This is a genomic window from Albibacterium profundi, from assembly GCF_042159835.1.
Lineage (GTDB): Bacteria > Bacteroidota > Bacteroidia > Sphingobacteriales > Sphingobacteriaceae > Albibacterium > Albibacterium profundi.
The window spans coordinates 164,275-184,125 of record NZ_JBBVGT010000003.1 but is presented as its reverse complement, the minus strand read 5'-3'; the positions used below and the strand labels follow the sequence as shown (position 1 = coordinate 184,125).

Annotated in this window: 19 protein-coding genes; 11 read left to right on the top strand and 8 right to left on the bottom strand. The window is 40.0% G+C overall.

Going from position 1 to position 19,851, the window contains the following annotated elements; genetic code table 11:
• Window positions 1–55: 55 nt before the first annotated feature.
• A complete protein-coding gene (locus tag WKR92_RS12305) occupies window positions 56–628 on the bottom strand; it encodes a Crp/Fnr family transcriptional regulator (RefSeq protein ID WP_375558132.1) in 573 nt (190 codons plus the stop codon).
• A 524-nt stretch (window positions 629–1,152) separates the two neighbouring features.
• Window positions 1,153–1,551 (bottom strand): hypothetical protein, encoded by a 399-nt coding sequence (locus WKR92_RS12300; RefSeq protein WP_375558131.1) that lies wholly within the window; start codon window positions 1,549–1,551, stop codon window positions 1,153–1,155.
• Window positions 1,552–1,729: 178 nt separating this feature from the next.
• On the opposite strand from WKR92_RS12300, the gene WKR92_RS12295 reads away from it, so the two are divergent.
• A complete protein-coding gene (locus WKR92_RS12295) occupies window positions 1,730–2,845 on the top strand; it encodes a Fic family protein (RefSeq protein ID WP_375558130.1) in 1,116 nt (371 codons plus the stop codon).
• Between the two features lie 146 nt (window positions 2,846–2,991).
• Here the strand turns inward: WKR92_RS12295 and WKR92_RS12290 are convergent, their stop codons facing one another.
• Both WKR92_RS12290 and WKR92_RS12285 read right to left on the bottom strand, forming a co-directional pair.
• Window positions 2,992–5,571, bottom strand: coding sequence for a tetratricopeptide repeat protein (locus tag WKR92_RS12290; RefSeq protein WP_375558129.1), 2,580 nt, complete (start codon window positions 5,569–5,571; stop codon window positions 2,992–2,994).
• Between the two features lie 83 nt (window positions 5,572–5,654).
• Window positions 5,655–6,581 (bottom strand): mechanosensitive ion channel family protein, encoded by a 927-nt coding sequence (locus WKR92_RS12285; protein WP_375558128.1) that lies wholly within the window; start codon window positions 6,579–6,581, stop codon window positions 5,655–5,657.
• Between the two features lie 96 nt (window positions 6,582–6,677).
• Between WKR92_RS12285 and WKR92_RS12280 the strand changes: the two genes are divergently transcribed.
• A complete protein-coding gene (locus WKR92_RS12280) occupies window positions 6,678–7,295 on the top strand; it encodes a class I SAM-dependent methyltransferase (RefSeq protein ID WP_375558127.1) in 618 nt (205 codons plus the stop codon).
• Between the two features lie 432 nt (window positions 7,296–7,727).
• Here WKR92_RS12280 and WKR92_RS12275 read toward each other — a convergent pair whose 3' ends face one another.
• Both WKR92_RS12275 and WKR92_RS12270 read right to left on the bottom strand, forming a co-directional pair.
• On the bottom strand, window positions 7,728–8,255 hold the full coding sequence (locus tag WKR92_RS12275; RefSeq protein WP_375558126.1) for a DUF922 domain-containing protein: 528 nt from the start codon (window positions 8,253–8,255) through the stop codon (window positions 7,728–7,730).
• Window positions 8,256–9,737: 1,482 nt separating this feature from the next.
• Complete coding sequence (locus WKR92_RS12270; RefSeq protein WP_375558125.1) at window positions 9,738–10,400, bottom strand: tetratricopeptide repeat protein; 663 nt, start codon at window positions 10,398–10,400, stop codon at window positions 9,738–9,740.
• Between the two features lie 582 nt (window positions 10,401–10,982).
• On the opposite strand from WKR92_RS12270, the gene WKR92_RS12265 reads away from it, so the two are divergent.
• Window positions 10,983–11,189 carry a hypothetical protein gene (locus tag WKR92_RS12265; RefSeq protein ID WP_375558124.1) on the top strand — a complete coding sequence of 69 codons (207 nt, stop codon included), beginning with the start codon at window positions 10,983–10,985 and terminating at the stop codon, window positions 11,187–11,189.
• A gap of 91 nt (window positions 11,190–11,280) precedes the next feature.
• Here the strand turns inward: WKR92_RS12265 and WKR92_RS12260 are convergent, their stop codons facing one another.
• Window positions 11,281–11,547: a TFIIB-type zinc ribbon-containing protein gene (locus tag WKR92_RS12260; RefSeq protein ID WP_375558123.1), complete on the bottom strand. Its 267-nt coding sequence runs from the start codon at window positions 11,545–11,547 to the stop codon at window positions 11,281–11,283.
• Window positions 11,548–11,681: 134 nt separating this feature from the next.
• Here WKR92_RS12260 and WKR92_RS12255 point away from each other — a divergent pair, with 134 nt between their 5' ends.
• Window positions 11,682–12,371, top strand: coding sequence for a DedA family protein (locus WKR92_RS12255; RefSeq protein WP_375558122.1), 690 nt, complete (start codon window positions 11,682–11,684; stop codon window positions 12,369–12,371).
• A 23-nt stretch (window positions 12,372–12,394) separates the two neighbouring features.
• On the opposite strand, the gene WKR92_RS12250 is transcribed toward WKR92_RS12255, so the two are convergent.
• On the bottom strand, window positions 12,395–13,321 hold the full coding sequence (locus WKR92_RS12250) for a DUF4412 domain-containing protein (RefSeq protein WP_375558121.1): 927 nt from the start codon (window positions 13,319–13,321) through the stop codon (window positions 12,395–12,397).
• Between the two features lie 101 nt (window positions 13,322–13,422).
• Between WKR92_RS12250 and WKR92_RS12245 the strand changes: the two genes are divergently transcribed.
• From WKR92_RS12245 to WKR92_RS12215, 7 genes are all read left to right on the top strand, one after another.
• A complete protein-coding gene (locus WKR92_RS12245) occupies window positions 13,423–13,563 on the top strand; it encodes a hypothetical protein (RefSeq protein ID WP_375558120.1) in 141 nt (46 codons plus the stop codon).
• A 55-nt stretch (window positions 13,564–13,618) separates the two neighbouring features.
• On the top strand, window positions 13,619–14,965 hold the full coding sequence (locus WKR92_RS12240) for a sensor histidine kinase (protein ID WP_375558119.1): 1,347 nt from the start codon (window positions 13,619–13,621) through the stop codon (window positions 14,963–14,965).
• A 192-nt stretch (window positions 14,966–15,157) separates the two neighbouring features.
• Complete coding sequence (locus WKR92_RS12235) at window positions 15,158–17,104, top strand: tetratricopeptide repeat protein (protein WP_375558118.1); 1,947 nt, start codon at window positions 15,158–15,160, stop codon at window positions 17,102–17,104.
• 1 nt (window position 17,105) lies between these two features.
• Entirely contained in the window at window positions 17,106–17,876 is a 771-nt protein-coding gene (locus WKR92_RS12230; protein WP_375558117.1) for a LytR/AlgR family response regulator transcription factor, read from the top strand.
• 262 nt (window positions 17,877–18,138) lie between these two features.
• The gene (locus tag WKR92_RS12225; protein WP_375558116.1) at window positions 18,139–18,375 is read left to right on the top strand and encodes a hypothetical protein; all 237 of its coding nucleotides are present in this window, start codon (window positions 18,139–18,141) and stop codon (window positions 18,373–18,375) included.
• 4 nt (window positions 18,376–18,379) lie between these two features.
• Window positions 18,380–19,087 (top strand): guanitoxin biosynthesis heme-dependent pre-guanitoxin N-hydroxylase GntA, encoded by a 708-nt coding sequence (gntA, locus tag WKR92_RS12220; RefSeq protein WP_375558115.1) that lies wholly within the window; start codon window positions 18,380–18,382, stop codon window positions 19,085–19,087.
• A 31-nt stretch (window positions 19,088–19,118) separates the two neighbouring features.
• Window positions 19,119–19,706: a DUF1989 domain-containing protein gene (locus tag WKR92_RS12215; RefSeq protein WP_375558114.1), complete on the top strand. Its 588-nt coding sequence runs from the start codon at window positions 19,119–19,121 to the stop codon at window positions 19,704–19,706.
• Window positions 19,707–19,851 lie beyond the last annotated feature (145 nt).

Genomic DNA, 19,851 nt, shown 5'->3' with positions numbered 1-19,851 from the left:
ATCAAAGGTAAATCCAAGACACTTAAAAAAACTTAAACTGGTTTAAGAAATTAATTCAGGATTGTTTTCTCCGCAGTTCGCTCAGGTACTCCGGCGTAATCCGCAGATAAGAAGCCAGCATATATTGGGGAATACGTTGAACGAAGTCAGGATATGAACTCACAAAATGACGATAATTTTCCTCTTTCGAATAAATTTGGAAAAACCTGACACGCATTTGCGTTGCAGCATAAGCGCGCTGCATCATGAGTCGAAAATAACGTTCCAATTGTGGTAATTGCTCAAACAATTGTTCTTGTTTATGATGTTCAATACAAACAATAGTAGAAGTCTCTATAGCCTGAATAAAAAAGGGAGAACTATGTTGCTTTGTTAAGCTCATATAATCAGCTATCCACCAGTTTTCCAGTGCAAACTGAGTGGTCTGTTCAACTCCCTTGTCATTGATGAAAAACATTCTGAGTAAACCTTCTTCCACAAAGTAATTAGCCTTACAGGTCTGTCCTTCTTTGAGCAAAAAATCTTTCTTTTCGACCTTCAACTGCCTTACATTATGCAAAAGTAGCTCTACCTCATCCTCACTCAAGGAAATATATCTTCTAAGATGGGAGATGAAGTTTTGACACATTTGAACGCTCTCTATAATTCAAAGCTAACTCTTACTTAAACCACAGCAAAGCATTGGATCGCTCACTCTCTATCTGGTTTTCGTAATCCGCGTATCGTCTAAGCAAAACAGCATATTCGGATAGATGCTGTTGAAGTAATTGCAATTCCATAGTTAGGTTAATAATAATCAGGACTAAGATACATAATTATGCTTTATAGTGAAATGCAATTTCACTTGTGATGCCGGTCTTAATGGCACCAATCTTTGTTATTATTCTTAAACATGCTTTCGTTTTCGGAGTTGTAGTGGAAAACTGCAACGCCTTCGGGACATAGCGAATTTCAAGACGAGCTTTCAAAGTACAAGCAAGGGAAAGGCTCGGTGCAGTTTCCACTTGATCAGCCAGTTCCCTACCAATTGATTGAACGCATTGTAAAGTTCAGGATAGCCGAAAACAACGAAAAGAAATAAACGAAAAAAAATAATAGCTGGTTAGTAGCAACCAACGATCCCTTAATCCTGATATCCTTCTCAACAAGAAACTATGGATTTAATTTAAGAATGGTTCTCTTTTCATTTATGCCTTCTAAATTAGCATTGGGCAGCCTGATACTAATATCTTTTTCAGGATCATAATGATTGGGTATTTTGATAGAATCATCTCCCTGATAAGCATTGGACAAGTTAATTGGGTTGGCTTCCTTTTTATTGATTAAACTATTTACCATAGCAACCTCGTCATCTTCTACTTTGGATTTGTTTAAGATAGCATCAATAATCTGTCGTTTTTCAAAATCTTCCAAATCTACTAAAGCAGAATGAAGAGCTGCCTCGTTCTTATTAGTCGCTTTTTCTGTTACTGCTAGCTCTTGGGCGTTAAGTGTTACGCAAGTAAATAAAATAATAATACCGGAGTGTAACCATGAAATGAAAAAAATCACCTTTTAATGCCTATAAAATGATACACCTTAAATTTAAGGTTCAAACTAACAAATACCTTAAAATATTGTTCTTTTTAAGTTAAATCCTGTATATTCTACCATGCTTGATGTACAAAACACAACTCACCTTAAATATATATAAATTTTAATGTCATCCATATTTTTATTACGTTTGTGCATGGCTTACAAAATAAACCCTGATCGCAATGCTCCATGGAATGAACTTCCAGAACTTCCCATTTCCCCCGAAATATACCAGACAATTCCGATATACGAACAGTTGGGAAAAGCTAAGGCCGCATTAGGTCGCCTACAAGGGCGCAGTATCGTCATACCCAATCAAGGCTTACTTATAAACTCCATTAGCTTGCAGGAGGCCAAAGCATCCAGTGCTATTGAAAATATTTTCACGACAGATGATGAACTTTATAGAGCCTATAGTCACAATCAAAATAAGCAACTCACCGGCCCAGCAAAAGAAGTCCTCAATTACAGAGAAGCACTTTGGGAAGGTTTCAACTATTTAAATGAAGACCAGCAATTTGATATAGATTATTTCGAAAAAATGTACCAGGTGGTCACTGGATATAATGACGGAGTCAGACCACCTGTCGCACAGATTTATATAAAAGAAGGTGGAAGTGGGCCAAACGCAGGTAAAGCGTTTTATACACCTCCTCGAGGCGCTGGCATTGTACAAGCCAAAATGGTCAACCTAATAAACTTTTTGAACGATGATAATAGCTATTCTATAGACCCATTATTAAAAATGGCCATAAGCCATTTCCAATTTGAAGCAATACATCCTTTCCGAGATGGCAATGGCCGAACCGGCCGTATATTTAATATACATTATCTGACCAAAAAAGGATTACTTGACTATCCGATACTATATTTAAGCCGCTATATCTTGGAAAGTAAAGAGGAATATTACGGAGGACTGTCGGGTGTCACACAGCGCGGTAATTGGGAAAAATGGTTAATCTATATGCTCAAAGCTATTGAGGCAACAGCTAACATGACTTATAATAAAATCAATGATATTGTCGGCGCAAAAGATGCCATTTTACAGCATATACAGACCGAAACAGATTTCAGCCGACCAGAAATCTTAGTAAACGCACTATTTAGCCAACCTTTTACTCGGGTTAAACATTTGCAAAATGATTATGCCGAAAATACAGTCAGAAAATATTTAGATAGACTTACTGATATGGGTATCCTAGAAAAACGTATAGTATCAGGAAGTGCATACTACCTCAATTTAGAACTTCACCGTATTCTCGCCGAATAATCGTATCTTCCAAAAAGGTCCTAAATGATTTAGTTATTTAAAACAATACTTACTGTGGCTAATAAATTATCATAATGACGACTAAAGTTACTAACGCAAAAGATAACTATTCCAATTAACTTATTAAAAAACGATATATCCCACTACTATTTCAACTTCTGTAAACGTTCCTTTGCTGAAGGAATGACATCGTCATCTCCTTCATAATTTTCGATGATGCTCTCCAGTGTACTCTTCGCTTGAAAGGTATCGCCTTTGCCGGAATAGGCATCAGCAAGCAGAACAAAACTCTTCGCTACCCAATAGTCATTCGACCCCATGTTGTTGATTACATCAAAGGCAGATTTTAGAGCTTCGTCATATTTTTTGCTGTCATACTGCATTTGTCCTATCCGGTACCGTGCCTCCGCACTGGCTGCCGATTGGCTCTTCTGCGCCGCCTGATTCAGTGCCTCCATGGCCGGCTCTACGTTTCCTTCCTGAAACATGATTTTCGCCTCGTATAAATAAGCCTTGGCAATTTCTGCGTCGGTCGACTGATCGTAATTCTTTACCAACATTGCATAATCGGCCGCCTGTGCCAAGTCGCCCATCTCGAAATAGCAAACCATCAGGTTACTTACCGCATAGCCATAATGCACTTTATATTCTGAAGTAAGCTCTAGCTTTTTAAGGTGTACAATGGCTTCGTTATATTCTTCCAAGTCTATGTATAAAGCAGCCACCGTCAGCAAGGTATTCTCCGTATACTGACTCGTCCAGTCGTTCAAAATGATATTCAGATCGTGCAACGCCTCCTCCGGGTGCCCGGTATGGTACAAACTTACACCGCGAATATAACGGGCATGTTTTTCCTGTCTGGGTTTCGGAAACTTATCAAAATACGCGTTAATTGCTTCCACGGCGGCTCCATATGCCCTTCTGGAAAATAAGGAATTGGCCACCTGGAACGCCATGTTATCCTGCTCCGCGGGACTCAAATCACTGAGATTAACGTTGGTCGCGTAATTAATATAGCTCGTCGTATCGCCCTCATCCAAGTATATGTTTTCAATGGAGCGCAATGCTGCCGCTGCTTCGGCAGTCGCCGTGTGTTCCTCTACCACCCGTTGAAAGGTGGCCTTTGCGGCTTCATTGTCGCGTTTATTGTACTGGACCAACCCGATGGTCATCAACGCCCGGGGGACATAGCTGCTACGGGGATATTGTTCGATCATCTTCTGCAACCCTTCGATGGCAGTATCATAATCGCCCTCCGTGAAAGACGTGTATGGGATCTCAAATGCCACGTCATCTGCATAATTAGAGCCGGGAAATTTCTCAACAACAGACCGCATGATGCTAAGTTTCGTCTCATTATCACCCTGCAATCCATAGATAATGCCTCGCTGGAACAGCGCATAGTCTTGATTGGGCGCTTGACTGTCTATCAGCTGGTCATAGTATTGATTGGCTCGGCCATAATCACCCACGGCCAAATACGAATCTCCCAAACGCGCGGTCACGTCATGAAGTACATTTTCCTCAATCGCACTTCCCTCGCCAGCCAAAAAGCGTTCAAAATAATCAGCTGCCATACCAAAGCTGTTATTGCGGAATGCCGCATAGGCCAGACCATAGTTCGCATAATTGTATACATCGGTATTTCGAGCAATGGGCAGCTTCAGGAACCGGGAAAAGTTTTCAACGGCCTCACCGTACTTTCGGACTTCATACATAGCCTCCGCTTTCCAGTATGTGGCCAGCGCCCCCATTTTTTTATCAATCGGGAACTTTTCCGATCGCATGAACATAGAGATACTATTTTCGAAAGCACGTTCGTTATAAAACTCTAGTCCACGATAATACGTTGCCTTTTGATAGATTACATCAGCTTCCGGCTCCCTGTTTTCAAACATTTCGAGTAGACTTACCCCTGCATGGAAATTACTCGTGCCCAACAAGATATCGGCAGATAGTGTTTCTTTGGTCTCTGTTTCTTCATCATCAGGATCACTATCCGCATATTCCTGAGCCATATATTCTTGAACGACTTTCAGAGCAGCCTGGACAGAGTCCATTTCATACAAGATTTTGGCATAGTTATACAGCCCGTCCATTTTCAATATCGGATCAAAATCCAGTGTAGATGCTTTAGCAAAGGCATTTCGCGCTCCCTCCTTATCATCGGTTTCCAGAGCAATATGACCTAAAGTAATGATCGCACTCTGATAAAAAGCATCCGTTGCCTCCACCTTATTCATAATAGAGGTTGCCCTTTCGTATTCATGTGCTTGGTAGGCCAGTGACCCGATCCGGTAATTATCGATATTGTTGCGTGCAGCGTCAGGGTGCCGTTTCAGCACAATGCCATAATAAGCTGGTTTGTATCGGTGCAATCCAAAATATGTGGCAGCGGCGATCTGACGCAGTTCAATATTAAGCGCTTCCCGATCAAAATTCATATCCGGACTCCGTCGGATCTTTACAGCATCAGCCAGTATCGGCCGGTATTCACGTACGACGTCCATGGATTCCATGAAAGGTTGCCCTGGCGTGGGTTGCTCACTGGGTTGCACGCCTGGTTGCTGCTGCTCTTCCAGCGGCTCCTGTTGTTCTTGTTGCTGTCCCTCTTGTTGTTCCTGCTGCTCTTGTTCCTGTGCATATCCCGTGACTACCAGGACCGCAAAGATGCTCGTAAGCACGTATTTCAAATAATTAAAACCGATTCGTTCTTTCAATATCATTCTGTTTCCGTATTGTTCTGTATTCTGTCAACTCTGGCGTATGATCAAAATTCATTCCACAGATATAAATGAGATTTTCACACCTACCTCCTACTTCCCTCCGGAAACTGCACTCGTTCAGGTACGCGGTTCAGCAGAGTTAAAGCACTCTTTAATATGCGGTTTCTCTTGATTGTCGTATTCATCGGTTCTACTGGATAAGCGATAACCGCCTCCAGCCAAGCATAGGTATTCACTCTAAAATGTACAGCTGCCTGCCATTTATCAGCGCTTTCTGTCAGCTCGGGATAATGTTCCTTAAAGTCCATCGCAGCAGCCTCCAACAGACAATCTTCTACATATTTCAAATCACTGGTATAGGCTATTTGCATAGCTGTCTCATCGTATATAAAAGGAATCATCGGCCCCGAATAATTAATCAATTCCGATTTAAGGATCAGACTATTGGGAAAATAAACAATTCTTCCACTCCGGCGGTCGTGTTGCAGGTAATCTCCGGCACATTCAAGAATCGCAGTATCAAGGTAATTTACCTCGACAACATCCCCTCTGAAACCATTGAGCTGGATGCGGTCACCTATCTTATAAGGTCTCCGAAAAACAATATAAAGCCAGGCAATAAAAGAAGCTATGGGCGCTTGCAGAGCAAAACCTAATACCAATGAAATCAAACCAAAACTGACCGCAATGGCATAAAGGTTCTGGAAAAGAAAGGCTATGATGACGATAAGAATCAAAACGGAAGTTATCAGCCGGGCGATACTCTGTAGATTGTGCCGATCTCCCTCACTTGTACTACGTTGATGAATAATATTTTCAACAAACCTCCCTATGAATAATATAATCGTAACGATTGCAAGACTCAGCATTAGCTTCTGAACAAAAGGACGATAACGTGCTATTGTATCAAAAAACTCCAACTCCACAACATATCTTATGAGCAAAAATACACATGCCACAACAATATATCCTAGATAAGAGGATATGAAAGAGGATTTTTTATTTTCCATAGACTCAAAAATAAGAGAAAATTGGAGAGTTCGTATATTTATATATATCGCAACAATGTAGCAACTGTTATATTATCTCCTATCTTTGCAGATACTATGACAGAATTTTGGGAAGAAGCATTCCGGGACAAACAGGAAATGTGGGGCTTTGAACCCGCACCATCCGCAATACTCACAAAGGACTTATTTGTAGAAAAAGGCATAAAAAGCATGCTCATTCCCGGCATTGGCTACGGGCGTAATGCTCAGATTTTCAGAGAGAACGATATTGAAGTAACGGGCATTGAGATATCAGAGACGGCGATAGAACTCGCCAGAAAACATTATGGGACGGACATGACTATTCATCACGGTTCTGTAAGCGATATGCCCTTCGACAATAACCGATATGATGGAATCTTTTGCTATGCTTTAATTCACTTACTTGGTCGCGAGGAAAGAACCAAACTGATAGCGGACTGCTATGATCAGTTAACGGAAAATGGCTATATGATTTTTACCGCCATCACCAAAGAGGCCAAAACCTATGGACAGGGAAAGCAACTAAGCAAAGACCGTTTTGAAATGTTCGGTGGAGTAAAGATGTTCTTTTATGACAGGGAATCCATACAGAAAGAGTTTGGCAAATATGGCTTAGTTGAGGTCAAAGAAGTGACCGAAAATTTTCCTTTCTTCTGGATTAAGTGTTTTAAATCAAAAAAAAATCCAACTTAAATCTTAGCTTCGTAATTAAATAAAAAGTAGCAAGTGTTTTTTATGAACTCGCAGTGACATCTGCGATAGTGCTTTGTAACTTGGTCTGCTCGAGGGTAAAATTGGGGTAGAACCCGTACCTATCAAATCCGCATTTTTACGCAAAAATGCGGGACTAATGCGGGATGGTTGCGTCCAAAATCTATTATCATCCAAACCGAGTCTAAACCAAGCTCAGCAGCACATTACTTGTGTCATGGCTTAGACATTATACAGGATTTGTAAAGGACTTGTCCAGCGTGTTTCCGCTGCGCCTATGGGGTTCTCCCGTTGTGCGCATATTCACAGGGGCATTCTAGCGGGGTCTCTGCTGAGCCATAATAAGCGTACCGCGTAAAATTATCGAAGCAGGAGTTTATTTTGTCATCGGCACTGACCGCATCATAAATCTTTTCATTTTAGCTGCCACTTAAACCAACTATTCCATATCTCTTGTTGTTCGCTATCCGAACCATGCCGCGTTTCTCGTTCATAGGCAAGGTATTCGTTATGATGTTTCCTAAGCAATTCATGGAATTTAGATCTGACCTCTTCTTTCCAGTTCTCCGTGAACTTATACTTCAACATATCTTTTTCAATACTATTGGCGGCAATATGGGCTAGGTAAAAATGTCCTTGCTCGTGTTCGAGCATTTTCGCTTCATCTTTGGGTTTTACTTTTTCATGATCCCAAAAACTTTCGTTCTTCTGCATTTCCACTGTTGTCCGGATTCCAACTCTATAAAATCTACGCTTTTTGATTACAGTGTCGATGTGATAGTAGATCCTACTATTGATATAAATAGGCATCCTAGCATCTTCAGGCACCTCGGCCTCGAAGTCGCTTACCTCAATTAAAGGGATATCTTCCCATTTATGCTGGGCGGAAGCAACGCTGGAAATACAGAAAAAAAGCAAAGACAGAATAAAAGTTTTGTTCATGTTTATTTGGTGTTGGGTTTATAAAATCAAAGTACAATTACGTCGAATTGGGAATTGAGGTGTGCCTTTAATTTGTCGTACCTCTTTATATATAATTGAGAGATAACAAATCGACTATTTTGTGTATTTATAATCGTAACTTCATTAGGTAAACCATAAGCACTAAAAAGTTTGTCGACTTTAATCGTTTCGATATCATCCGGGTATATCGTATGTTTTTTGAAAAATCGATATATGACGATTTCTTTAGACGAATAGACACGAATATATAAAAACTTTTTATAGAATTCCTCCCAGATAAACACGACGATATTGAAAAGAAATAATGTAGTAATTACCCACGCAGGTATTTTTACGCGACCATCTGCTAAATGTATACCGGTATCGAACACTCCAAAGTGGTACAGCAAATTTCGAATAACGATTGCGCCGCAGCCGATAAAGCAGATCACCGGAAGTAAAATAGTATATTTTGGATAAAATGTCTGTTGTTCAGCCCTCATTTATTCTTTAGGTATTATGACGATTAAACTTCGTCATAATAATAGTTTATCAATTATAATAAAAAGAATCAACGCCAACGGAAGTAGGTAGAAAAAACCCAATACATACGATAAATAAAAATATCGCGTGCAGTTCGATAACCTGTTGAAGTCACTTAAAATTTCATAATCATCTATTTTATCATACTTGGCATCTGAGTGGTACGAGAATAAAAAAGCAAACCCTAATATTATAAAACCTAAAGACAAGTAGAAAGGATGCCAACCTGTAAGGGAATATACCAGGTATGTCAAGCTCATACTCAGCATTGCGATGGTTGTCCTAGTTACTCTTATGCCCCAGGTGGATGTAGCATACTTTCTCCAAATCTTGCTTTGGACCCACATCGCAGCGCCTTCGATATTATAAAAGAAAGAATGAGTGAATTTAAACATATTATTAACGTTCCTTTTAGTTCAGGTCCATGCTCCAAAAGCAATTTTGTTCCATATCAAGGCAAAAGCAAAGGGTGAAACGAATGAAAAAATCACAAACGTCCAAGCAATTGTTTTCCCTGTTTTACTATTTACGAACTGAGCATCTTTATAACGGTTGTAAACCTCCAAATATCTTTTCCGGAAAACAAAAAACAAATAGTACAACAACGAGTAAAAAACAAGAATTGACATCCAAGTATTTTTGCCTAGAATCGGAAGCCTAGCAGTAGGGTTTAAAAAAGCATGTACAACATCAATTCCCAAAATAGTTAAACAAACAAACGATACAACCATGATCCCCCACACAGTAAGTAGTGGTATATCATTTCTATATTCCCCATGTTTATAATATGAATTATATATAACGTAAAATAATTTGTTCATCATTATTCAAGTTCGTCTCAAGCTCCCGACTCAGTTCATCCAAGTTTAATTTTAATCATTTTTTTATTAGTCAATAATGTGCTGACATGCGTTTTAAACAAAAATCCTTATAGATATTTTAGTGTATATGATCCAAGTATTCTTCCCTTGACATCGTGGATATTTGGTTAATAGCATATTCGGTGTAGCCGTTTCCAGGATAAACCTCCTGAATTTTATGTAATAAACGTAGGGCCTCCGACGTGTCGTTTTTAATAATAAAAAGGTTGTAAGCTCTGGTCACAACTTGCTCCACCCCTGCCTTATCTATCGTACTATCGATCAACAGTGGAGGTTGGTTGTCCAACCATTCTCCTATTATAATATACTCTTTTTCGGCTAATTCTTTTTTGCCCTGTATTGTATACAAATTGGCTCTCTTTAGTCGAAAGTCATGATCACCAGGATTGTTTCTGATCCATTCGGTACACAATTTCTCAGCGTCGGCATACCGATCCAGTAATTGAAGTGAATTGTAGTAATTCAAATACGAGATACGATTTGTGGAGTCTTCAGCAATGGAGGCTCTGTACAGGCCAACCGCACTTTCTAAAGAATCTTTGGGCCATTCGCCACTAACTACTTTCATTTGTATAGCTGTCGCAGCATCGTTGAGTTCGATTGATCGTTTGCTGTAAATCTGTTCCTCTGACTTGTTATTCAGGTTGCAACTAATCAGTAGTGAAAAGACTGTAAGTAATGATACAAGATAAGATATTTTGGCTAGTTGTAGTTTGTTCATATGGTTAGTTATAAAATTTCGAGTAATGATTAAACCTAGTCGTCATAACAATTTATATAAGACAATAACGAGGATCAATACTATTGGTAGTAAAACGCAGAATCCAAATACATACGCTAAATACAAATAGCGGGTAGATTTCGACAGCTTATTGAAGTCACTTAATATTTCATTCTCATTTTTTTATTATACCGCCTATCTGAGTAATATGAAAACACGGGCATGATTAAAAAAAGCAAAAAACCTATAATCCAATAAAAAGAAGGCCAGCCTATGATCAAATCAACGAGAAACATGAAGGTCATAATAAGAACAAAGCTTGTCGTTTCTATTATGTGATGCCCCCAAGTAGATGTAGTGTACTTCCTCCATATTTTAGCTTCCGCATATATTGCAGCACCCTCAAGATTATAAAAGAAAGAGTGAGTAAACTTAAATATTTTCAATAGTAAATAATTAGTTCATCAAATTTAAAATACGTTTTATAAAATTCAAAGTTTTTCATATTCATTTAAAATTAACGAAAGGATATACCGTATATTTGACCAGCAACTGGTACAACTGACAGGAGGAACTATCAATATGGGTGTAATAGATGTAATAAAAAAACACGAAAGGCAAGAGGGTCTGCAGAAAGGATTACAGCAGGGTGCAGAACAGAAAGCGATCGGTGTGGTTAAAAACCTGATCAAAGAGCTGGGGCTAGCCGATGAACAGGTTGCCCGTATCGCGGAGGTACCTGTTGAACTGGTGCGCAAGGTACGCACCGAACTAAACAATGAAAAATAAACACGCGCTATAAACTCATTAATGAGATCAAAAACGAACAAAGCCCGTTGCGTAAAGCAACGGGCTTTGTTCGTTAAATAACTTAAAAAATCTAATCAAAATCGAAGAAGTCTCCTAAGAAGGACTTTTTCTTGCGCGGTCTACGGTTGTAATCGTCGCTTCCACGTTGACCATAACCATAACGATCGTAATCGCGATCGTAATTTTCTTTTTTTGAATAGTGATCGGCGGAGCGCTCAATGATCTTATCTAATTCACCACGGTCCAACCATATTCCTCGACAAGAAGGACAATAGTCGATTTCAATTCCGTTTTTATCGCTTAGCAATAACGTTTCTTCACAATTAGGACATTTCATATACTCTGTGTTTCGTTTTTAAAAAAATAAATATAGGGATTAAGGAAAGTATATTTTTTTATCCACTAAGATTTTTACTTTCTGTTTACACTATTTGTTCGTTTCTTTGCAAACGAAATTATCAAAATAATCGTGTGGAAGTACTTTTAGAATTCTTCAATAACCTAAGTGACCCTGACTGGATTGTGGCTCACGGCGGCCTCTATCTCTTGCTCTTTATCATCTTTGCTGAAACGGGCATTTTGGTAGGGTTTTTCTTGCCGGGCGACCCGATCCTTTTTATTGCAGGGGTGATCATCGCGAACATGTCAATGGGCGCCGCACACCCCGAAATGACGCTTTTATACTGGATAGCATTGATAACGACGGCGGCTATTCTTGGTAATTTTGTGGGCTACTGGAGCGGTAGGTTCTTTGGTCATCGCCTGCTAAAAATGAAGGATACTTGGTTTTTCAAAAAGGAATATATTCACAAAGCACAGGCGTTTTATGATAAACGTGGCGGCGGCGCAATTATCATAGCTCGATTCTTGCCGATCGTGCGCACGTTCGCTCCTATTGTAGCTGGCATCGTGGAAATGGACTTTAAGAAGTTCGCGCTCTACAATATCATCGGGGGCATTATTTGGGTTGGCAGTCTGGTAACATTGGGTTACATGCTTGGCGAAAACCCTTGGGTTCAGCGCAATTTCGAATATGTGATTATGGGGATTGTCTTGGCGGCAACAGCGCCAGTGATCATCAAGTTGTTTACCGGGAAAAAGAAAACACCAGCCAGCATAGCCTCTATTGAAGAACAAGAGGAAGTTACGCAGGAGGTGTAAATCTTTATTTAATTGAATGCCTTTTAGTTCATAAATCCGCCGAACATAGATCCTTTTTTCTCTTTATAACCGTCGGGTATTTCAAATGTAGAAGCAGGCACATCTGTGTTTTGCATCTCAACGAGCTCCATAATAGATGTGGCCCCATCACTTTCAACTTTTAGCTTGACCATAAAACCAGCGCAATTGGCATCTTGCAGAGCTTTCCACATATTATCAGAGCCCATTCGCTGAGCCTTGCTGTATAAAGCGGCGATGTCTTCATATCCGGGTATTTCACGAGTAGTCCAGATTTCAAAGCGCTCCCCATCTTGATTAATGGCTTCTGCATGAATACAGTTGAGTCCTCTGAAATTAACGGTTCCTAACTTGTTGACTGTGTAGATTTCCTTGTCGTCTTTCAATTTTGAGTCTGAAAAATCGATTACCGAATATTGCTGCTTCTTGTCGTTAAGCATAACGGCACGCTGAGGGTTGTTCATATCGGTCAGTACGGACATTTTCATCTCCCCTAACATGGGAATCTCCATGACGGTCTCAGCTCTCCCCTTTCCGGTTTTGGGCGATGTATACATCTTCATAGACATGTTCATTTGCTGGCCATTCATTTGAGCACCATCGACATGCATACGATATTCCATATACAAATCGGGACCTGAACCTGTGATGGCTATCTGGTAGTCATCTGGAAGGGTTTTAAACTCGGATTGCTTAGTAGCACTCTTGTTGCCCTCCTTATCACCGGCCAAAGCGCCTTCTACTGCATTTCCTGTTTCATCTTCTGCTTTGTCCAGGCCTTTTTCAATGCCTTGGTCTACCTTTCGTTCTACTCGTCTTTCGACACTCTTTTCGATTTTTTTACCAATTTTTTTTAAAATCTGCGCTTCTGCGGTTCCAGGAAAGCTACAAAGCCCGCAAGCTAGTAAAGTCAATAATGCTATCTTTTTCATACCTGTGTTTTTATATTGGTTGTTGTATCACTTCTAAATTTACACCTTAAAAGTCAACAGAATACTTTATAATGTAAAGGCTCATTGATTAAACAGACGACATGAATGAGTATTTGGTTGATTTGAATGATTATTGGTTTTTAGGGCTGGAGAAAAACCAAGTACTCATTCATTCATGTAACTTACTCGCTGAACACAGCAAATCACTCAATTCATCAATTCACATTCTAATTTTCCAATAAATTTGCTGCTAGGTAAGTTATTTAGATAGTGGACGAATATTATAGAACGGCTTTTATGTACAGTGCCTTCATCAGTGGAGCTCTTGCTCTATTGGGCTTCTATGTTTGTTTGCTGTATTTTCAAAGTAGGAGTCGGATTTACTTGTATTATCTTCTTTTTCTGCTTTTCAATCTATTAGGGATTGTGGTGAATCTTGGAAACTATCATTGGAACGAAACCCTGGAATACTATATTTCGCATTCGGCCAGTCGGAAGTTAGAGGTGTTTACCTTGTTGGCATTTTCCTTCTATGGTGTTTTTGCGATACAATTGTTGGATTTAAAAAAGCAACAACCTGTCCTGTCTCATTGCATTATGTACTTTGCTTCAGCAACAGCTTTGTATGCAGTTCTTTATGGTCTTTTCTATCCGTTAATTCAAGAGCAGGCGTTCGTATATTTTGTTAGTTCGAGGGTGCTGATCTTGTCGCTGAGTTTGGTGGCTATTTTCTGGATTATGAGAAGTGTACGCTCTGCTTTTAAAGGTTTTTTTATCATCGGAACTTGCTTTTACTTCATAGGTGCAGCATTGTCTAATTTAGAAAGTATACTACCTAATTTAACGTTTCCGCTCTTGCACAAATTAAGCCCCAGCGCCTATTATGAGTTGGGGATTCTTCTGGAAATGATTTGTTTTTCGTTAGCACTAACTAAACGGATACGAATACGTAATAATAATAAACGCAAAGAAATGTATGTGCTTCATGAAAAAGCGGTTTACGAACGGGATTTAGCTTATTCACAGATGCTGGCGTCAAGGGTACAGGTAAATCCTCATTTTATCTTTAATTGTCTAAACTCGATTGAATACTTGATCCACATACATGATAATGCGAAGGCCACGAAGTACTTGAATGCTTTCAGTCGCTTTGTGCGATTGGTTCTTGATACGGGTCAGAAACCGTTGATCAGTATGGCAGATGAGTTAGATATTGTCAGGTTGTACTTACTGCTGGAAGCTAATAGGTTTAACGAGCAATTCAGCTATGATATTGAAATTGCCCCGGATGTTGACCTAAGGGGTATCGAGCTGCCTCCTTTGTTTTTGCAGCCGATTGTGGAAGACTCGATATGGCGAGGCTTGCTCAGCAGTCCTGAAACCGATAAGAAATTAAGAATAGGAATCGAGCGACGTGATGATAAGGTGGTTGTTGAAATTGAAGACAATGGCAGCAGAAAAAACAATCGGCCGCTAGGTAAATCGGAACGCTTTCACCAGACATTTGGTAGAACGCTGTTCCAAGAACGGGTGGACCTTCACAATAAAACCCATCCTCTTAAAATACATTATGAACCCGATAAAAAAAACCGTAGAAATGAACCGACGAGAAAGACATGTACTCGTGTTATAATTGACACTTAATATGTCTTGCGATTGGTTTTTCTCATTAAAATGACTAAATTCATCGACTTCCAAATGCTTGAAAGCGTAAACACGACATAAGCTATGCTTACCAATTGTAGACTAACCATTTTTTTTGTTGCGTTCTCAGGCTATATGAGCTTATGCTTTTCTGTTTCTCCCATTTTTGCACAGGGTAATGATCTGAAATTTATGGAAGATTCTCTTGCAACCGTTGCTAAGGATTCGGCCTGGGTTATGAAAACGATTGGTTTTACAAGAGAATTACATCGTAAGAAACATAACGCCGAGAGGGAGCATCAACATGCCGAAGAAGCTGTTGAGGTCGCATTACAATTGAACGACACGCTGCTTTATGCCAAGGCACTGGATAATTTGGGGCTCCTGTACCGCTATCACCAGTGGTATGCCCAAGCTGTTAATTTGCATACAAGGGCTTTCGATCTGGTAGAGGATAAAGCGGTAGATTCTTTGAACAAGATGATCTTCGGAAACAATGCAGGCGTGGCGGCCAGGTATGATCAACAATATGATTTGTCAATTTCTTACTACCTAAAAGCTTTGAAAATTGCACAAGAAGTAAATGATTTGAAGAATATAGCCATTTCAAGCAATGGGCTGGGGAATGCTATTAGTAATATTCCGGGACGGTCGGAAGAGGCTCTAGGTTATTTTCAACGTGCTTTAGCTGCTGAGACGGAACGGGGCGATAGTCTGGGGATGGCGATGGATTTGCTCTCGATAAGCGACTACTACATAGAGAAGGAAGAGTTTCAGCAAGCTTTCGAGCACCTGGGTCGACTGATGGAAATCAATCAAAAGCGTAATGACGTGTTCGGAGTTGCTATAACGAACGAATATTATGGCCATGCTTATTTCAAACAAAATCGGGATATCAACCAAGCTAACTATTACTACGATCGAGCTAGATCTCTGTACTTGCAGATGGAGAATGCATTAAAGGGCGGGCAGATGCTACATAGTCTAGGGAATGTAAAGAAGCGGATGGGTCAACTTGATGAGGCGTTGAAACTTTATCAGCAGTCGATGGTCATAGCAGATAGCCTCCTCAGCAAATCCTTGATTATGGAGAATGCCTATAAGATCTCAGATATCAAGAAAGAACAAGGCGACTACCGAGCGGCGCTGGCGTATTATCAGCAAGCGGAAAATTATGAAGATAGCATTGATATGGCCGAACAAGAGGTTCGGGTGGCCGGGCTGATCCATCAGTATAATCTTGAAAAAAAGGAGTCGCAGATAGCGCTATTAGAAAATGAAAAGTTGCTGGCCGCCGAACGACTGGAAACGCAGAAAAGAGAAGCCCGAACCGAACGGGTTTTTTACCTTATCTTGTTAATTGTTGCCAGCCTTACGATCTTCTTTATTATCGCTCAGTATAGAAACCGCAGGGCGAAACGCGAAGCGGAACTGAAATTAAGCGAACAAGAGAAAGACCTTCTCCAAGCTGAATATGAACGAAATCTTGCTCAGGCAGAAACGGTGATCTCAAGAATGCAGATGAATCCACACTTTATCTTTAATTGCCTGAACGCTATCAACCTACTCATTCATCAAAAATCCTTTAAAAAAGCGAGTGATTATCTAATTACCTTCTCGAGGTTCATCCGCATGATTTTAGAGATGCCGGTGAATGATACGATTAGCCTGTCGACCGAATTAGCGTTAATCCAACATTACCTGATTCTTGAAGAAAAGCGTTTTAACGACGGCTTGGATTTTAAAGTTGAGCTTGACAATGATCTTGACTGCTCAGATGTGATGGTACCTCCCCTGCTTTTACAGCCATTTGTGGAGAATGCGATCTGGCACGGCCTGTTACCCTCAAATAAAAAAGAAAAACGGCTGGTGGTATCAGTTTCACAACAAGAAGAGCATATTCGGGTTTTAATTGATGATAATGGTGTTGGAAGAAGGAATACCAGAAGTGTGAAAAGTATCAACGAACAACAAAGAAAAAGTCTGGGGATGAAGATCACTCAGGAAAGAATACATCAATTTAACGAACGTTATGATGCTTATATTGATCTGAATATACTTGACAAAGAGCAGCATGGCGGCACAACTATCATTTTAGATATTAAACAAACCATTTACACAGAAATCCAAACTAATTGACATGAGAATCGCCATTGTAGACGACGAGGTACATTGCATTGAAATTTTAGTTATTCACTTACAAGCTAACTTTCCAGATGCTAATATTGTTTATAAAACTAACAAAGTAGAGGAGGCGCTGGAAACACTTCCTAATTTGGATATCGACCTACTCTTCCTCGATATTGAAATGCCTGGAATGAGTGGGTTTCACCTATTGGAACAACTCCCTGATTATAAATTCGATGTAATTTTCACGACGGCCTACAGTCAATATGCCTTACAGGCTTTTAAAATTCGGGCCATTAATTACCTAATGAAGCCAGTAGACGAATCAGAACTCTTGGACGCTATTTGTATCTATCGTGAGAATAAAGGCGACCATGATTTCCCCACGGCCGACAAGATGGAAGCGCTTTTAAGCGAATTAAAGAAAGACGGGTTTATCAAGAGTAAGATATCGGTGCCTGTGTCAGACGGCTATGAGTTTATCGAGGTGAACGATATTATGTACTGTAAAAGCCAGAGCAACTATACAACCTTGTACCTAGCGGACGAGAGTGAGATTCTTGTCTGTAAGACCTTGAAGGAAGTAGCTGCTACGCTTGAGCAGTATTTCTTTGTGAGGGTTCATCATTCATACTTGATCAACCCAAATTACATGAAAAATTTCTCTAGGAATGACGGCGGCTATCTCGTTATGGAAGACAAGAAACAAATACCGGTCAGCAAAGCCAACAAAAACCTTGTTATCGGCCTGTTTGACACGGTCCGGAAAACACCGGGAGAATAATCAAATATTTAAATAAAGGTAGTAGCCGGCAAGACCGATAGTTACAATACAAAATGAAGCGATGTAGTACATACGAGAACGCTTATCTTTGGACAAATAACCAATGTACCTAAACAGAAAAGCATAAAGACCGACGGCCAAAACAATTAGTAAATAATATTTATCATCCATAATTAATATCGGTTTATAGATACTAATATAGTAAAAAAATCTAATACAACCCTCGGCTTGCCTTACAGCAAGTTTTTAAAACATTTCGCAAATGTGCCGTGTTATTTTCTCAAACATCTTAAATAAAATGACGATGGTAGAGGAAAATAACAAAAGGAATGATCAACGAGACCGCGATCGCCGAGAGGAAAACGATAAGGACGCTGCAGAGAATCATGGTCAAAATGCTTTAAGGAACGAATCGAACGATCCGGGAGATGAAGATATAGCGACTTCGGAAAAAAAGCTAAAGGAAGAAAAAGAGCGCAAGAAAGGACATCAGGAGTAAATTTATGAGTGTAAATCGTAATCAAACATATTTTAGACCTGAGGAGATAGACGGCAAGGCGCCCCAAGAAATTCAGCTGATAAATCAACATTTTGTAGAGAAGATTGATGACACCGACTATCCCTGCGTAGGCGCAAAATCGGCTCTTCACACCAACCAATACCGTTTTGGCCTTTATGGTGCTATGGGAGATAAAAAAACCACGGAGTCGATGGCGGTCGATCTGAAGCGCTACATAGACGAAACAGTAGAAGCAAATAGCCAGTATATGTCTATGATCGCAGTGTTCACAGATCAAGTAGCTAATGAACTGGATTTTGAACAGAAACTCTGGCTACAGTTGCAAGAACTGCATGATAGTGAAAAAGATCAGACTGGTTGGGACCCAAGTGTTGAAAATGATCCGGAAAGTGACGACTTTAGTTTCAGTTTTAATGAAACGGCCTTTTTTGTCGTGGGTCTACACCCACACTCAAGTAGAAAAGCACGGCAATTTGAATTCTGTGCCATGGCCTTTAATCTTCATCGCCAGTTCGAGCAGCTTCGGGAAGCCGATCAGTATGAAAAGATGAAACAGGTGATACGTGATCGAGAAATAAATTACCAAGGTTCTATTAACCCAATGCTGAATGATCATGGAGAAGGTTCGGAGGCTGCGCAATACAGTGGCCGAAAGGTGGAAGGCGGCTGGAAATGTCCCTTTCATCCCTAACAGCATGTAATCAATTATTACTAAATAACGAATGACAACGAGAATCGAAAAACAAACTGGTGCTGCTTTCCAGCTAAAAGCAGGCGACAAACTAAAAGTAATTGACCCACTTGGAGAACAGGTAAGTGATATGGTGCTCTTTAACGCAAATGATAAGCGGGAAAGGGTTTCTTCGGGAAAGACTCTGGATTTTGAAAATACGATATTGATTACCAAAGGTCATCATCTATGGAGCAACCGGAGTCAGAAGATGATGGAGATATTGGAAGACACGAATGGCCGCAATGACTTTCTTTTGGCACCTTGCAGTCCTGAAACCTTTCAAATTCTCTATAACAATCCCGACTATCATCCAAGCTGCTTTGAAAACCTGTATACGAATCTTGCGCAGTATGGTATTGAGCCTGACGATGTCCCGACGGCATTTAATATTTTCATGAACGTTCAGTTTGCTGCAGATGGTGAGCTATCGGTAGACCCACCACTTAGCAAAGCTGGCGACTACGTATTGTTCGAAGCTAAAATGGATTTGATTGTCGGGTTGACGGCCTGTTCTGCAGAACAGTCTAATAATTACTCGTTTAAACCTATTGAATACGAGATAGTTTCAGGGGGTTAAGACACCATCAAACAACTTATTGCCTTTACAAGTCGGTCGTAAAAACTTACTTGTGAAAAATTTCATAAAAATAATGATAGATTGATTTACAATCGGATGGATTCACTAAATTTAGCAATTAACTAATTTGAATAAATAAGATTTA

Excerpts from the sequence above, each read along its gene's own strand:
- WKR92_RS12305 (WP_375558132.1), bottom strand. The coding sequence starts at position 628 with ATGTGTCAAAACTTCATCTCCCATCTTAGAAGATATATTTCCTTGAGT.
- WKR92_RS12295 (WP_375558130.1), top strand. The coding sequence starts at position 1,730 with ATGGCTTACAAAATAAACCCTGATCGCAATGCTCCATGGAATGAACTT.
- WKR92_RS12290 (WP_375558129.1), bottom strand. The coding sequence starts at position 5,571 with ATGATATTGAAAGAACGAATCGGTTTTAATTATTTGAAATACGTGCTT.
- WKR92_RS12285 (WP_375558128.1), bottom strand. The coding sequence starts at position 6,581 with ATGGAAAATAAAAAATCCTCTTTCATATCCTCTTATCTAGGATATATT.
- WKR92_RS12280 (WP_375558127.1), top strand. The coding sequence starts at position 6,678 with ATGACAGAATTTTGGGAAGAAGCATTCCGGGACAAACAGGAAATGTGG.
- WKR92_RS12275 (WP_375558126.1), bottom strand. The coding sequence starts at position 8,255 with ATGAACAAAACTTTTATTCTGTCTTTGCTTTTTTTCTGTATTTCCAGC.
- WKR92_RS12270 (WP_375558125.1), bottom strand. The coding sequence starts at position 10,400 with ATGAACAAACTACAACTAGCCAAAATATCTTATCTTGTATCATTACTT.
- WKR92_RS12265 (WP_375558124.1), top strand. The coding sequence starts at position 10,983 with ATGGGTGTAATAGATGTAATAAAAAAACACGAAAGGCAAGAGGGTCTG.
- WKR92_RS12260 (WP_375558123.1), bottom strand. The coding sequence starts at position 11,547 with ATGAAATGTCCTAATTGTGAAGAAACGTTATTGCTAAGCGATAAAAAC.
- WKR92_RS12250 (WP_375558121.1), bottom strand. The coding sequence starts at position 13,321 with ATGAAAAAGATAGCATTATTGACTTTACTAGCTTGCGGGCTTTGTAGC.
- WKR92_RS12245 (WP_375558120.1), top strand. The coding sequence starts at position 13,423 with ATGAATGAGTATTTGGTTGATTTGAATGATTATTGGTTTTTAGGGCTG.
- WKR92_RS12240 (WP_375558119.1), top strand. The coding sequence starts at position 13,619 with ATGTACAGTGCCTTCATCAGTGGAGCTCTTGCTCTATTGGGCTTCTAT.
- WKR92_RS12235 (WP_375558118.1), top strand. The coding sequence starts at position 15,158 with ATGGAAGATTCTCTTGCAACCGTTGCTAAGGATTCGGCCTGGGTTATG.
- WKR92_RS12230 (WP_375558117.1), top strand. The coding sequence starts at position 17,106 with ATGAGAATCGCCATTGTAGACGACGAGGTACATTGCATTGAAATTTTA.
- WKR92_RS12225 (WP_375558116.1), top strand. The coding sequence starts at position 18,139 with ATGTGCCGTGTTATTTTCTCAAACATCTTAAATAAAATGACGATGGTA.
- gntA (WP_375558115.1), top strand. The coding sequence starts at position 18,380 with ATGAGTGTAAATCGTAATCAAACATATTTTAGACCTGAGGAGATAGAC.
- WKR92_RS12215 (WP_375558114.1), top strand. The coding sequence starts at position 19,119 with ATGACAACGAGAATCGAAAAACAAACTGGTGCTGCTTTCCAGCTAAAA.